Origin of the sequence: Streptosporangium sp. NPDC001559, from assembly GCF_042893955.1 — a bacterium.
Taxonomy (GTDB): domain Bacteria; phylum Actinomycetota; class Actinomycetes; order Streptosporangiales; family Streptosporangiaceae; genus Streptosporangium.
Genome location: NZ_JBIAVG010000002.1, coordinates 161,293 through 175,060, shown reverse-complemented (window position 1 = coordinate 175,060; position 13,768 = coordinate 161,293). Strand labels below are relative to the sequence as shown.

At 72.1% G+C, this 13,768-nt stretch carries 11 protein-coding genes; 6 read left to right on the top strand and 5 right to left on the bottom strand.

Annotated features, from left to right (window positions below; translation table 11 throughout):
* Positions 1–10 precede the first annotated feature (10 nt).
* The 5 genes from ACFYY8_RS04845 (at position 11) to ACFYY8_RS04825 (ending at position 5,563) form a co-directional block, all read left to right on the top strand.
* Positions 11–2,059: a protein kinase gene (locus tag ACFYY8_RS04845; RefSeq protein WP_390037199.1), complete on the top strand. Its 2,049-nt coding sequence runs from the start codon at positions 11–13 to the stop codon at positions 2,057–2,059.
* A gap of 53 nt (positions 2,060–2,112) precedes the next feature.
* On the top strand, positions 2,113–2,988 hold the full coding sequence (locus ACFYY8_RS04840) for an AraC family ligand binding domain-containing protein (RefSeq protein WP_390037197.1): 876 nt from the start codon (positions 2,113–2,115) through the stop codon (positions 2,986–2,988).
* Positions 2,989–2,998: 10 nt separating this feature from the next.
* The gene (locus ACFYY8_RS04835; protein ID WP_352009015.1) at positions 2,999–3,679 is read left to right on the top strand and encodes an AzlC family ABC transporter permease; all 681 of its coding nucleotides are present in this window, start codon (positions 2,999–3,001) and stop codon (positions 3,677–3,679) included.
* A complete protein-coding gene (locus ACFYY8_RS04830; RefSeq protein ID WP_390037195.1) occupies positions 3,676–3,990 on the top strand; it encodes an AzlD domain-containing protein in 315 nt (104 codons plus the stop codon). The genes ACFYY8_RS04835 and ACFYY8_RS04830 overlap by 4 nt, the downstream gene beginning before the upstream one ends.
* A gap of 106 nt (positions 3,991–4,096) precedes the next feature.
* Positions 4,097–5,563, top strand: coding sequence for a protein kinase (locus ACFYY8_RS04825; RefSeq protein WP_390037194.1), 1,467 nt, complete (start codon positions 4,097–4,099; stop codon positions 5,561–5,563).
* An 11-nt stretch (positions 5,564–5,574) separates the two neighbouring features.
* On the opposite strand, the gene ACFYY8_RS04820 is transcribed toward ACFYY8_RS04825, so the two are convergent.
* From ACFYY8_RS04820 to ACFYY8_RS04810, 3 genes are read right to left on the bottom strand one after another with little or no spacing between them, the layout of a single operon-like run.
* A complete protein-coding gene (locus ACFYY8_RS04820; protein ID WP_390037999.1) occupies positions 5,575–6,507 on the bottom strand; it encodes an RluA family pseudouridine synthase in 933 nt (310 codons plus the stop codon).
* Positions 6,500–7,132, bottom strand: coding sequence for a signal peptidase II (gene lspA / locus ACFYY8_RS04815; protein ID WP_390037193.1), 633 nt, complete (start codon positions 7,130–7,132; stop codon positions 6,500–6,502). Before lspA ends, ACFYY8_RS04820 begins: the two co-directional genes overlap by 8 nt.
* Complete coding sequence (locus tag ACFYY8_RS04810; RefSeq protein WP_390037191.1) at positions 7,096–7,515, bottom strand: TraR/DksA family transcriptional regulator; 420 nt, start codon at positions 7,513–7,515, stop codon at positions 7,096–7,098. The genes lspA and ACFYY8_RS04810 overlap by 37 nt, the downstream gene beginning before the upstream one ends.
* 473 nt (positions 7,516–7,988) lie before the next feature.
* Between ACFYY8_RS04810 and ileS the strand changes: the two genes are divergently transcribed.
* Positions 7,989–11,162 carry an isoleucine--tRNA ligase gene (ileS, locus tag ACFYY8_RS04805; protein ID WP_390037189.1) on the top strand — a complete coding sequence of 1,058 codons (3,174 nt, stop codon included), beginning with the start codon at positions 7,989–7,991 and terminating at the stop codon, positions 11,160–11,162.
* A 101-nt stretch (positions 11,163–11,263) separates the two neighbouring features.
* Here ileS and ACFYY8_RS04800 read toward each other — a convergent pair whose 3' ends face one another.
* On the bottom strand, positions 11,264–12,850 hold the full coding sequence (locus ACFYY8_RS04800) for a hypothetical protein (RefSeq protein WP_390037187.1): 1,587 nt from the start codon (positions 12,848–12,850) through the stop codon (positions 11,264–11,266).
* Positions 12,851–12,908: 58 nt separating this feature from the next.
* On the bottom strand, positions 12,909–13,766 hold the full coding sequence (locus ACFYY8_RS04795; protein WP_390037185.1) for a DivIVA domain-containing protein: 858 nt from the start codon (positions 13,764–13,766) through the stop codon (positions 12,909–12,911).
* Positions 13,767–13,768 lie beyond the last annotated feature (2 nt).

Sequence of the window (13,768 nt, the reverse complement as noted above, 5' to 3'; positions counted from 1 at the left end):
GCTGGAGAGAATGACCGAACGGAAGGTCGCGGGCCGGTATCGCCTGCTCGAACCCATCGGCGAAGGCGGGATGGGCGTCGTCTGGCGTTCCCACGACGAGCTTCTCGACCGGGTCGTGGCGGTCAAGGAGGTTCGTTACCGCGGGATCGACGAGGCCGCGCGGGCCGACCTGAACCGGCGGACGATCCGGGAGGCCAGGAGCGCCGGACGGCTCGACCACCCCTCTGTGATCATCGTGCACGACGTGGTCGAGGAGGAGGGCAGACCCTGGATCGTCATGCAGCTGGTCCGCTCCCGCTCCATGGGCGAGGTGGTGCGCCGGGGTGGGCCGCTGCCCCCGTCGCGGGTCGCCGAGGTCGGGCTGCAGGTGCTCGGCGCGCTGCGGGCCGCGCACACGGCCGGGGTGCTGCACCGGGACGTCAAGCCGGAGAACGTGCTGCTCGCCGATGACGGCCGGGTGGTGCTGACCGACTTCGGCATCGCCTCGATGACTCAGGAGACCGGGATCACCCGCACCGGGGGGATGGTCGGCACCCCGGCCTTCCTGCCCCCGGAGCGGCTGCACGGCATGCCCGCCACCCCCGAGTCGGACCTGTGGTCGCTGGGGGCGACGCTGTACGCGGCGCTTGAGGGACGTCCGCCGTTCGAACGGCCGACGGCCGCGGCGACCATGATGGCGGTCCTGAACGGCGAGCCGAGCCCCATGTCGCACACCGGCTCCCTCGTCACGGCGATCCTCGGCCTGATGGCCAGGGAGCCCGCGGCCCGGCTGACCGCCGACGCGGCCGAGGCGCTGCTCACCCGCGCCTGCACCGAGCCCGCGGGGGGTACCCAGGCGGGCCCGGCCACCCGGCACGGCCGCCCGCACCCGGCTGAGCCGCCCCGCCCGGCCTCCCACACGGACAACGGCTCCTACCCGCCGCCCTCCGGCGGATACGCCGCAGATCCCCGGTACGGCGGCGAGCCCTGGCAGGCGGCACCCCAGCCAGGCACCCGGCCGGGAACGGTCCCCCAGGACGCCTCCCCGTGGGCCGGGCAGACGGCCGGGCAGCCGGGCCAGGCGCCCTCGTGGCACACCGGCCAGGCCGGGGCGCCCCACGGCGGCCCGGCGCCCGCCGGAGAACCGGCGCGTTCCCCCTACCGTGACGACGCGACCCGGGCCGGGCAGCCGCCCTACCCCAACGACCCCTTCCAGGCCTACCACCCGGGCGGGCAGGCGCATCCCGGTGATCCGTCCCCCCACGCCCAGGCGGGCTTCCAGGCCCAGGGGGGGTACCCGCTGCCCGACAACCCGTTCGGCGGGCCCCCGCCCGGTCCGTCCCACGGCACCCAGCCGGCGCACCAGGGTCCCGGCGGACGGCGGGGCAGGCGTGCCGCGCCCGGCGCTCCGGTGTCCGCGCGACGGCCGGCCGTACGGCGGGCGGTTCTGATCGTGGGGATACCGGTGCTGGTCGCGGGGTTCGGCGCCGGAGGGTGGCTGCTCGCGGGCAACTTCGGCGACGGCCGGACGACGACCCCGACGACCCCCGCGACCTCCGCCCCGGCGAGCCCGTCCGTCAAGCCGTCGAAGAGCCCGCGTCCGTCCTCCACCGCCTCCCCAACGGTGCGCCCGACCAGGCTGCCGGAGGGCTGGCAGTACTACCGGGACCCGACGATGGGCTTCACCGTGGCCTTACCGCGCGGATGGGCGAGCAAGCGCTTCCCCGGGCGTGACCGGGTGGAGTTCAGGAAGCCCGGCTCCTCCGCCCTGCTGTGGATCGAGTCGACCGACGATCCGGAGAAGGACCCGGTCAAACACTGGGAGAAGCTTGAGAAGGACCGCGTGGTCAAGAAGCTCTGGCCGGGCTACGAACGCATCGGCATAACCCCGCTGCGATACCGTGGTGTGGAGGCGGCCGACTGGGAGTTCACCTACCTGAAGAACGGCGTCCGGACACACGTCCTGGACCGGGGGTTCCACACGATCACGGGCCGTCCTTACGCGATCTACTGGGAGAGTCCTGAGTCCGAGTGGGACCGGGCGTTCTTCAACAGGTTCACCGAGACCTTTCGTCCGTGACCGGCGGCCGGAGGTCGGGCCGGGAGACACGACTGGAGACACGACCGCGGTCCTTGGAGACGGAGACGGGGCTGGAGCCGGGGAGCGGAAGCCTGGAGGCGGCACGCTTCTGGCGTAACCCGGCGCTGCCCGGGGTCGATCTGCTCAAGGCGAGATACGTGACCCACCGGTTCACCCGGCACGCCCACGCGGGCTACGCGATCGGGGTGATCCTCACCGGGATCGAGGAGTTCGACTATCGGGGCGCCCGGCACCGCGCGGGCGCGGGAAGCGTGGTGCTGGTCGACCCCGACCAGGCGCACAACGGTCACGCGGGTGAGCCGGGCGGCTGGGCGTACCGGATGCTCTACCCCTCCGTCGAGGTCCTGTCCGAGATCGCCGAGGAGTTGCTCGCCGGGCGGGGCACGCCGTACTTCCCCGAACCCGTCGTCTCCAGCGCGCGCGGTGCCGCGCTGCTCAGGAGGGCGCACGACGCCGCCGAGCGCGGGGACAGCCTGGCCTCCTCGACGCTGGCCCGTACGGCCTTCGGCACGCTGCTGCGCCTGCACGCCGCCCGGCGCCCGCAGGAGACGCGCCCCGGCGGCAACGACCTGGCCGTACGGCTCGCACGGGAGATCCTGCACGAGAGGCTCATCGACCCGCCCACGATCGAGGACCTGGCGCTGGCCGTGAGGGCGAAGCCGTTCGGGCTGATCAGGGCCTTCAAGGCGGTCACCGGGCTGCCGCCGCACGCCTACCTGAACACGCTGCGGGTCAGCCGGGCGCGTGGCCTGCTCGACGCCGGAGTGCCCGCGGCCCAGGTCGCCGCGGACGTCGGTTTCACCGACCAGGCTCATCTGACCAGGCATTTCAAGCGGGTCGTCGGTGTTCCCCCGGCCGCCTACCAACGTGCAGGAACGTACAAGACCGAGGCAGAAAACTCCACATAACCTCACCATCATGGAAATATCCACTCGTTCCTCAGCGACAAGGGACGGACTGGGGGTGGGGATCGCGGTCGGGCTGTCCGGCGTCGCGTTCGGCGCCAGCGCGGTCACCGCGGGACTGAGCGTCGCCCAGGCCTGCGTGCTGAGCCTGTTCGCCTTCACCGGAGCCTCACAGTTCGCCCTGGCGGGCGTCATCGCGGGTGGCGGGAACCTCGTCGCGGGCACCGCGGGCGCCCTGCTGCTGGGAGCCCGCAACAGCCTGTACGGCCTGCGCATGGCCGACGTGCTCGGCGCCAGGGGCGGTGCCAGGTTCGTCACCGCCCACGGCGTGATCGACGAGACGACGGCGGTCGCCCTGGCCCAGCCCGACGAGGAGTCGGCCAGGACGGGATTCCTCGTCACGTTCGCCAGCCTCTACCTGACCTGGAACCTCACCACCCTGCTCGGCGCGGCGGGCACCTCCTGGGTGGCCGATCCCGCGCTGCTCGGCCTCGACGTGGTCGGGCCCGCGACCTTCCTGGCGATCCTGTGGCCCAGGCTCACCGGCGGCGGCCGGGAGACCGGCGCGCTACGGCTGGTCGCGGGGACGGGCGCCGCGATCGCACTGGCCGTGACCCCCTTCGCCCCGCCCGGGGTGCCCGTGCTGATCGCCGCGACCGCAGTACTCGCGGTGACCCTGAGGAGGCCCCGATGAGTGCCGTGTGGTGGGCGGTGATCGCCACCTGCGCGGGGTGCTACGTGCTGAAGCTGGCCGGGCTCTCCGCGCCGCGCAGACTGCTCGACCACCCCCGGGTGCAGCGTTTCGCCGCGCTGGTCCCGGTCGCGCTGCTCGCCGCGCTGATCGCGGTGCAGACGTTCGCCCACGGCCAGTCGCTGTACCTGGACTGGCCGCGCACCGCCGGGCTGGGCGCCGCCGTCGTCGCGCTGCTGCTGCGCGCGCCCTTCCTGGTGGTGCTCGCCGGCGCGGCCGTCGTCACCGCTGCGCTGCGCTGGCTGATCGGCTGAGCGGAAACCGTACCCGGAGCGTGACGGTTACCCCAGGCGCCAACTATTGCGGTGATCTGCGTAGTTCATCCTGAATACCGGGGCACATCACGGGTAGACGAGGCCCATGTCCGACTCTGGAGAGGTCATCGGCACGCGTTACCGGCTGATCGCACCCATCGGCCGCGGGGGCATGGGCACGGTCTGGCGGGCGAAGGACGAGGTACTCGGCCGTGACGTCGCGGTCAAGGAGGTCATCCCCTCTCCGGACCTGACCGGCCCGGAGCGTGAGGTCTTCACGATCAGGACGCTCAGGGAGGCGCGGGCCGCGGGCAGGATCGGCCATCCCGGCGTCGCGACGGTCTACGACGTGATCGAGGAGCGCGGACGGCCGTGGATCGTCATGCAGCTCGTCGAGTCCAGGACACTCGGGGCGGTGGTCCGTGAGGACGGGCCGCTGCCCGCCTGCAGGGCGGCCCGCGTCGGGCTCGACGTGCTCGGGGCACTGGTGGCCGCCGGTCACGCGGGTGTGCTGCACCGCGACGTCAAACCGGACAACGTACTGATGGCCAGGGACGGCCGGGCCGTGCTGACCGACTTCGGCATCGCGGTGCTCGAAGGCGACTCCTCCGTCACCAGGACGGGCGCCCTGATCGGCACCCCGGCGTTCATCGCGCCGGAACGGGCGGGCGGGGGACCCGCGGTGTTCGCCTCCGACCTGTGGTCACTCGGGGTGACGCTCTACGTGGCGGTCGAGGGACGCTCCCCCTTCGAGCGCGCCCACCCGCTGGCCACGCTCAGCGCGGTCATGCACGAGGAGCCCGCCCCGATGCGGCTCGCCGGGCCGCTCGGACCGGTGATCCACGGGCTGCTTCGCAAGGACCCCGCCGAGCGGATGTCCGCCGAGGACGTACAGGTCGGCCTGCGCTCCATCGTGAACGGGATCGCCCCGCAGGAGACGATGCCGATCGACCTGCCCGTCCCCGCGCCGTCCTCCCCGCCGGAGACCGGACCGGTGGCCGGGCCCGTGAACGTGGCCGTGACCGGACAGGCGGCCGCGTCCGGTCCTCCCGCTCCCCGGAGGGGACGGAGAGGGGCGGCGGTCGTGGCCGCGGCGGCGCTCGCGGTCACCGCCACCGCGAGCGCGGCGGCCTGGGTCGCCATGAACTCCGTTCCCCCGGCGACCCGGGGACCGGTCACCCCGGCCGGGGTCTCTCCGAGCGGGCGCACCCCCGCGACGAAGCCGGAGCAGGCACGGCTGCCCGCGAAGAAGGATCCCGCCCCCGAGCGGACGCGGGAGAGCGGCGAACGCCGTACCGTCCCCGAGACGGCGCCCGAGACGCCGCAGAACCCGGAGAAGCCCGAGAGGACCGAGAAGCCGGAGCCGAGCGAGTCCCCCGCTCCCCCGAAGAAAGAAAAGCCTCCGAAGGACGAAAAGCCAGACAAAAACAAGGACGAGGGGCAGGAGGCCGGTCCGCCCGAGGAAGGTGGCGAGGACACTCCGAAGCCGGCCCCCGAGGACGAGCAGGAACAGGAACCGGTGGGCGAGGTGGCCCCGGGCGACGCCCTGAACGCCCTCGCCATACTCTCCTGACGCCTACCTGGCTACCAGGACTCTTCGCCGACGACCTTCAGCGCGTGCGCGAGATCGTCGGGATAGTCGGTGGTGAAGGTCATCCACTCGCCCGTGACGGGGTGCTCGAAGGCCAGGGAGACGGCGTGCAGCCACTGGCGGGAGACACCGAGCCGCGCGGCCAGCGTGGGGTCGGCGCCGTACATCATGTCGCCGACGCACGGATGGCGCAGCGCCGACATGTGAACCCTGATCTGGTGGGTCCGCCCGGTCTCCAGCTTGATGTCGAGCAGCGAGGCGGCCCGGAAGGCCTCGATCGTGTCGTAGTGGGTGACCGAGTCCTTGCCGCCCGCCACGACCGCGAAACGGCCGTCCCCCGCCGGGTGGCGGTCGATCGGCGCGTCAACGGTGCCGCGCAGCGGGTCGGGGTGCCCCTGGACCAGCGTGTGGTAGCGCTTGTCCACGGTGCGCTCCTTGAAGGCCCGCTTCAGCCGTGAGTAGGCGTGCTCGCTCTTGGCCACGACCATCGCGCCGGTGGTGTTGGCGTCCAGGCGGTGCACGATGCCCTGGCGCTCGGCGGCGCCGCTGGTCGCGACCCGGTGCCCGGTGCCGAGCAGGCCGCCGATCACGGTCGGCCCGGTCCAGCCCGTGGTCGGGTGGGCGGCCACCCCGATCGGCTTGTTGACCACGACGATGTCGTCGTCCTCGTAGACGATCGTCATTCCGGGGACCGGCTCGGCGACCGGGGTGGGCGCGCTCGGCGGAGGCGGGAGCGTGACGTCCAGCCACGCGCCGGCGTGGACCCGGTCGGACTTGGCCGCGGGCGAGCCGTCGACCAGCACGTCCCCGTCGACGATCAGCTCCGCCGCCCGGGTGCGCGACAGCCCGAACAGCCGGGACAGGGCCGCGTCGAGGCGTTCGCCCTCAAGCCCGTCGGGGACGGGAAGACTCCGCTGTTCAGCCATCATTCCTGCTCTCCGCCTTGTCCTGGGAACCTTCCTCGGCCTTGTGGATCTCCGGTGCCTTCTCCTGCCCGCCGTCGCGCGTGCCGTCGAGCTGGTAGCCGCGCCAGGCGAGGAAGACCGCCAGGATCCCCCCGCAGACGATCGCCGAGTCCGCGACGTTGAACACCGGGAAATGGCTGGGGAAGACCTCGACGAAGTCGACGACGTGCCCCTGCAGCCCGCCGGGGGCGCGGAAGAGCCGGTCGGTCAGGTTGCCCAGCGCCCCGCCGAGCATCAGGCCGAGCGTGACGGCCCACGGCAGGCTGCGCAGCTTGCGCGCGGTGCGCAGGATGGCCACCACGACGCCGGCCGCGATGATCGTGAAGACGATGGTCATGCCGGTGCCGATGCTGAACGCGGCCCCCGCGTTGAAGATCACCCGGAACTGCAGCAGCCCGGGGATCAGCACGAGCGGGTCCTTGCCCTCCAGGGTCCGCAGCACGGCCGTCTTCGTCGCCAGGTCAAGGCCGTAGACGACCACCGCGAGAGCCGCCAGCAGCGCGACACGCCGCCTCCTGTGCGGAGGCGTCGGCGAGTCGGCCTCTCCCGTCAGCGCCGCTCCTCCCGCTGCTTGCAGGCCACGCACAGCGTCGCCCTCGGGAACGCCTGAAGGCGCTCCTTGCCGATCGGCTTGTGGCACGATTCGCACACTCCGTAGGTCCCTGCGTCGATCCGGGCGATCGCCCGTTCGTTCTGCGCGACCAGGTCGCGCGAATTCAGGGTAAGGGCGATCTCACGTTCCCGCTCATATGTGCGGGCCCCCGCGTCTGCCTGATCGTCCCCGGCTCCGTCCGTGACGTCACCCGAGGCGATCTCGCTCTCGGCCTTGAGGATCTCCTCGTTCAGCTCGTCGATCTCCACGGTCAGCCTCGTGCGGACCTCGGCGAGCTCCTCGGCCGTCCAGGTGACGGTGCCGCCGTTCCCTGACGGGGCTACCGCGCTCTCGTCCGCGCGTACGGTCGCGGCCATGGCGGCCTCCTTGCTCGATCGGACCGTATCCGGTGTGGTAAACGGTGCGGGCAGCTTAGGTCCCCCATAACGGAACGGCAAACGACCCGCCGGGATGTTTACCACTCCCGTAACATCCGGCCCCCCTCACCGGATTCCGCCCGCGCCTTGACATCGCAGGAGAAAATCGGGAAGTTTCGCGCGGGCCCGTACGTTAGGGTGTGAGCCTGCAAGGCGTTGATGGGGACGAGTACCTCCGAGCCCCTCGCACGAGCGACCCGGGGACGGTGCGAGCCCGGGGCGATGCCCGGAGGGAAGATCACCCCTGAGCCGCCGGAGGAACGGCCGCGCGAACGGCGCCGCCCAGTAGAACCGGCAGCAGACTCAAAGGAAGAGGGCCTTCTCCCGAAGGCCAAGGAGGGTGGTACCGCGGGGCCCTACGGCCTCGTCCCTCCACGCCACTGCCAGCACCAGCGTGGAGGTCCAGCCCGGTCATGTCCGCCTATTTCCGCTCTCTTCCCGCGCAGGTCGATCTGCCCGCGCTCGAGCACGAGGTGCTCGGCCGCTGGCGAGACGGCAAGGTCTTCGAGCGCTCGGTCGAGCAGAACGCCGACGGCCCCAACTGGGTCTTCTACGAGGGTCCGCCGACCGCCAACGGCATGCCCGGCGTGCACCACGTCGAGGCCCGCGTCTTCAAGGACCTCTTCCCCCGCTACCGCTCCATGCTCGGCTACAACGTGCCCCGCAAGGCCGGCTGGGACTGTCACGGCCTGCCGGTCGAGGTCGGCATCGAGAAGGAACTCGGCCTGTCCGGCAAGAAGGACATCGAGGCGTACGGCATCGCCGAGTTCAACGCCAAGTGCCGCGAGTCGGTGCTGCGGCACGTGGACGCCTTCGAAGAGCTGACCGAGCGCATGGGCTACTGGATCGACCTCTCCCAGGCCTACCGCACGATGGACCCCTCCTACGTGGAGTCCGTCTGGTGGTCGCTCAAGGTCATCTTCGACAAGGGCCTCCTCAGCCGGGCCTTCCGGATCACGCCGTACTGCCCGCGCTGCGGCACCGGCCTGTCCGACCACGAGCTCGGCCAGCCCGGCGGCTACGAGACCGTGACCAGCCCGTCGGTCTACGTCCGCATGCCCGCGACCTCCGGCCCGCTGGCCGAGCTCGGCGCCTCGCTGCTGATCTGGACCACCACCCCGTGGACGCTGGTGTCCAACACCGCCGTGGCCGTGCACCCCGAGGTGACCTACGTCGCGGCGCGCCCCGCGGGCTCCGACGAGGTGCTGGTCGTCGCCGAACCGCTGCTGACCGCGGCCCTGGGCGAGGGCGCCGAGGTGCTGGCCTCCTTCCTGGGCGGCGACCTTGAGCACACCACCTACTCGCGCCCCTTCGACCTGGTCGACATCCCCGGCGCGCACTACGTGGTGCTCGGCACCTACGTCACCACCGAGGACGGCACGGGCCTGGTCCACCAGGCGCCCGCCTTCGGCGCCGACGACATGGCCACCTGCAACCGGTACGGCCTGCCCGTGGTCAACCCGATCGGCCCCGACGGGCGTTTCCTGGACGACGTGCCCCAGGTCGGCGGCCAGTTCTTCAAGGACGCCGACGAGGGCCTGACCGCCGACCTGCGGGAACGCGGCCTGCTGTACCGGGGCGATCACTTCGAGCACAGCTACCCGCACTGCTGGCGCTGCCACACCGCGCTGCTGTACTACGCGCTGCCCGCGTGGTACATCCGCACCACCGCGGTCAAGGACCAGATGCTCGCCGAGAACGAGAAGACCAACTGGTACCCCGAGACGATCAAGTGGGGCCGCTTCGGCGAGTGGTTGCGCAACAACGTGGACTGGGCGCTGTCCCGGTCGCGTTACTGGGGCACGCCGCTGCCGCTGTGGGTCTGCTCGGCCGACGACTCCCACATCACCTGCGTCGGCTCGATGGAGGAGCTCGGCAGGCTGGCGGGCCAGGACGTCTCCGCCCTCGATCCGCACCGCCCCTACGTGGACGACGTGACGCTGCCCTGTCCCACCTGCGGCGCCGAGGCGCGCCGGGTGCCGGACGTGATCGACGCCTGGTACGACTCGGGCTCCATGCCCTTCGCCCAGTGGGGCGCGCCGTACCGCAACGAGGAGATGCTCACCCAGGCCTACCCCGCGCAGTTCATCTGCGAGGCGACCGACCAGACGCGTGGCTGGTTCTACTCGCTGATGGCGGTCGGCACGCTGGTCTTCGGCAGGTCGTCCTACGAGAACGTGCTCTGCCTGGGCCTGATCCTCGCCGAGGACGGGCGCAAGATGAGCAAGCACCTGGGCAACGTGCTGCAGCCGATCCCGCTGATGGACAAGCACGGCGCCGACGCGCTGCGCTGGTACATGGCCTGCTCCGGCTCCCCCTGGGCCGCCCGGAGGGTCGGGCACGGCGCTCTTGAGGAGATCGTCCGCAAGGTCCTGCTGACCTACTGGAACACCGCCTCGTTCTTCACCCTCTACGCCAACGCCGAGTCCTGGTCGCCGTCCCGGCTCTCCGAGGCACTGCCGCACGGCGAGCGCCCGCTGATCGACCGCTGGGCGCTGGCCGAGCTGCACCGCACGGTGGCCGAGGTCACCGCGTCGATGGAGGAGTTCGACACCGCCAGGGTCGGGCGGCGGCTGGCCGACTTCCTCGACGACCTGTCCAACTGGTACGTCCGCCGCTCGCGCCGCCGTTTCTGGTCCGGCGACACCTCGGCGTTCGCCACGCTGTACGAGTGCCTGGAGACCGTCACCCGCCTGATGGCACCGGTGACGCCGTTCGTCACCGACTACGTCTGGGACGTGCTCCGCGACACCGGGGCCCCCTCCTCCGTCCACCTGGCCACCTGGCCCACGGTGGACGAGGAGCTGCTCGACGGGGAGCTGTCGGAGCAGATGGCGCTGGTGCGCCGCCTGGTCGAGCTGGGCCGCTCGGCCCGTGCCTCCAGCGGGGTGAAGACCCGCCAGCCCCTCGGCCGCGCGCTGGTCGGGGCCCGTGGCTGGGGCGCGCTCTCCCAGGAGCTGCGCGACCTGATCGCCGACGAGCTGAACGTGCAGCGGCTTGAGGACCTCGGCGGCGTCGAGGCCGACCTGGTCTCCTTCACGGTCAAGCCCAACTTCCGGGCCCTGGGCAAGCGGTTCGGCTCGCAGACCAAGCTGGTCGCCTCGGCCGTCGGCGCGGCCGACGCGGCCGGACTGGCCCGCGCGCTGCGCTCAGGATCGGCCGTCACGGTCGAGGCGGGCGAGCTGGGCACGGTCGAGCTGACGACCGAGGACGTGATCGTCACCGAGCAGCCGAAGGCCGGCTGGGCGGTGGAGACCGGGGCGATCGGCACCGGCACCGGCGAGACCGTCGCGCTCGACCTGGCCATCACCGACGAACTGCGCCGGGCGGGCCTGACCCGCGACGCCATCCGCCTGTTCCAGGACGCCCGCAAGTCCACCGGTCTGGCCATCACCGACCGGATCGAGGTGTGGTGGTCGGCCGCCGACGCCGAGCTGGCCGAGGCCCTGCGTGCCCAGGGCGCGACGGTCGCCGGTGAGATCCTCGCCGACTCCCTCACCGAGGGCACCGAGGACACAGCCGGAGACCTCCCCATCCACCACGACGCCGACCTGGGGTTGACCTTCCGGCTCCGCCGCAGCGTCTGATCCGGCTCAGGAGACCAAGGGGGCGGGTGGCGTCATCGGACGCCACCCGCCCCCTTGTCCGTCTCACGGAAGGTCACGCCTCCCGGGCCCCTCAGGGTTTTTCAGGTGATCGGCCGGCAGACGGAGCAGCTGCGCATGCCCGCCGCCTCTGCGTCGGCAAGGGAGATCGTCTCAAGGCCGCTGCCCTCGACGCCCTTTATGGCGTCCAGGCCCCTGATCAGGGGACAGGTGGGGCTGTGGAAGCGGCGGGTGCCGACGATGATCTTGACCATCTCGGGCTCGCCCGCGTCCGGCTTCTTCTCCGGCGCGGGACCGCCTTCTCCGGCCCCCTTCACGACCGGCACCTGGGTCTCCGGCTTCGCGGGACTCTCGGGTGCGGCGGCCCGCTCGGGGGCCGCGGGGGTGGAGCCGACCGGCACCGGCGGCCCGGCGCGCCCGGGTCCGGTCTCGGCCGGCTCCACCGGCTTGGTTCCCTCCGCGGGTGCCTGTCCGGCGGCGGCGGGCTTCGTGACGGCCGGTTCCGTGGAGGCGGGCTTCACAGGAGCGGACTCGGTCTGGGAGGGCTCGGCGGCCTTGGCCGGGGACGTCGTCTTCCTGGCGGACTCCGCGGGCTCCTTCTGAGCCTCGGCCGCTTCCCGGTCACCCGTCTCGGCGGGGGCGTCCTTCTTCTCCTGACCGGTCGCGGGCTCCTTGGGCTCCGCCGAGGCGTCGTCGGGCACCAGGTGCCGGACGACGTCACGGCTGAACCAACTGGTGGCGTTGGGGTCCTCCGCCTCCTCCGGGCTCTCCGCCTTCCCTGAGTCCTCTGTCTTCCCGGGACCGGGGGCGGGGGCCTGCGAAGGCTGGGGGTGGACGGGTGCTTCCGCGGTGCGAAGCGGCGGCACCGCCCGCTCCTCGGTCTGCGGCCGGTCAGGCCGTCCTGCCGAGGACGGCTGTGCGGGACCCGGCTCCGGCTCCGTCCTGCGGGTCTGCTCGGCGGGAGCCGAGGGACTCTGGACGTAGGGGCGGGTCACCGGGGTGTCGCGGGCGTCCGGCGGGACCGCGGCGTGGGAGGCGAGTCCGGCTGGGTCACGGACGCCCGCCTCTGCGGCGTCCGCCCTGTTGGAGGAGCCCGGCCCCCGGGGGGAAGGGGACACGGGTTCCCGGGTCTCCGGCGGGGCTCCCTGCTGGAGTCCTCCGGTGAACTCGGGCAGGCACGTGGTGCAGGGCGTGAAGCCCTCCTCCCGCGCCTCCTCGTGAGTGAGTTCCTCATGATCCCGTCCGGCCAGCTGGCGGCACCCTGCGACGTGGTACCGCTTACGGCCCGGGATCACCAGGACGATCGCGTCGTCACCAAGGTGACCCCGCCTCGCGGCCGCCGTACGGCCCGGCCCCTGCTGGGGGGCGACGGGAACCGTCTGCCTGACGCCGTGCGGCACCGTAGGCGGCGGTGTCCGCATGACGGGCTGGTTCGGCACGGGCGGCCCCTGCGGGACCGGTCCCCTCGACGGGGGCGGCGGAGCTGCCCCGCCGCGTCCGCCAGCGGGGAACAACTCGTGGCGGCGTAGCAACGCACCGATCACCAGGAAGACCGCGGACAGCACACTGACCGCGATCGACCACATGACCAGGAACGGCTGGGACATCACGAACCCCGCGATGAGCAGGACTATGGCCGTGAGCACCAGCCCAGCGCTGATAAGGATCACAGAGGAACTCCTGGATACGGGTCAGACGGATGACCCGAAACCCTAGCGGCGGCGGTCGTCAGCGGCGGTCGTTGTGCGGGCCGTCGACTCCCTGGAAGGCGCCCGAGTGCTGCGCGGGCTCTCCGCCGAACGGGCTGGCGGCGGCCGGAATGGACGGCTGAACACCGGGGGCGACGGCGTGGGACATCGCGGGCGGGCCGCCCACGATCGGGAACCCACCACTGCCCTCGGCGGCGACGGTCAGCTCGGCGAGCTGGTTCTCCAGGTACAGCTTCAGACGGCTGCGGTACTCCCGCTCGAAGCTGCGCAGCTCCTCGACCTTGCGCTCAAGCTCGTCACGGGTCTGCACCAGCGACCCCATGGCCTGCCTGTGGCGCTCCTGGGCGTCACGCTCAAGCGTCTCGGCGCGGGCGCGGGCGTCGCCGATGACCTGCTCGGCCTGGCGGCGCGCCTTCCCGAGGATGTCGTCGGCCTCGCGACGGGCCCTGGTCACCGTCTCGTCCGCCTCCCGGCGGGCGTCTGCGATCGCCTGGTCGGCGGTCTGCTGGGCGAGGGCGAGGACGCGCGCGGCGGTGTCCATGTTGTCCTCGGCGGGGGGCATGCCCATCGCGACGGGGACGGGCTGCTGGTGCGGCGCCGGCTCGGGGGGCCTGATCGGCTCGGGCTGCTGCATCATCATCTCGGGCTTGGGCTCGGCCACCGGGGCGGGCGCCATGGCCATGCCCATCCCGCCGGGCACCTTGCCCCTGAGGCACTCCGCCAGCTTGGCGCGGAGCTCCTCGTTCTCCTGGATGAGGCGGTCGAGCTCGGACTCGACCTCGTCGAGGAAGGCGTCAACCTCCTCCTCGTCGTAGCCCGGCCTCAGCCGGGTGGTACTGAATTGCTTGTTCCGCACATCAGCGGGCGTCAGCGGCATTT

Excerpts from the sequence above, each read along its gene's own strand:
- ACFYY8_RS04845 (WP_390037199.1), top strand. The coding sequence starts at position 11 with ATGACCGAACGGAAGGTCGCGGGCCGGTATCGCCTGCTCGAACCCATC.
- ACFYY8_RS04835 (WP_352009015.1), top strand. The coding sequence starts at position 2,999 with ATGGAAATATCCACTCGTTCCTCAGCGACAAGGGACGGACTGGGGGTG.
- ACFYY8_RS04830 (WP_390037195.1), top strand. The coding sequence starts at position 3,676 with ATGAGTGCCGTGTGGTGGGCGGTGATCGCCACCTGCGCGGGGTGCTAC.
- ACFYY8_RS04825 (WP_390037194.1), top strand. The coding sequence starts at position 4,097 with ATGTCCGACTCTGGAGAGGTCATCGGCACGCGTTACCGGCTGATCGCA.
- ACFYY8_RS04820 (WP_390037999.1), bottom strand. The coding sequence starts at position 6,507 with ATGGCTGAACAGCGGAGTCTTCCCGTCCCCGACGGGCTTGAGGGCGAA.
- ACFYY8_RS04810 (WP_390037191.1), bottom strand. The coding sequence starts at position 7,515 with ATGGCCGCGACCGTACGCGCGGACGAGAGCGCGGTAGCCCCGTCAGGG.
- ileS (WP_390037189.1), top strand. The coding sequence starts at position 7,989 with ATGTCCGCCTATTTCCGCTCTCTTCCCGCGCAGGTCGATCTGCCCGCG.
- ACFYY8_RS04795 (WP_390037185.1), bottom strand. The coding sequence starts at position 13,766 with ATGCCGCTGACGCCCGCTGATGTGCGGAACAAGCAATTCAGTACCACC.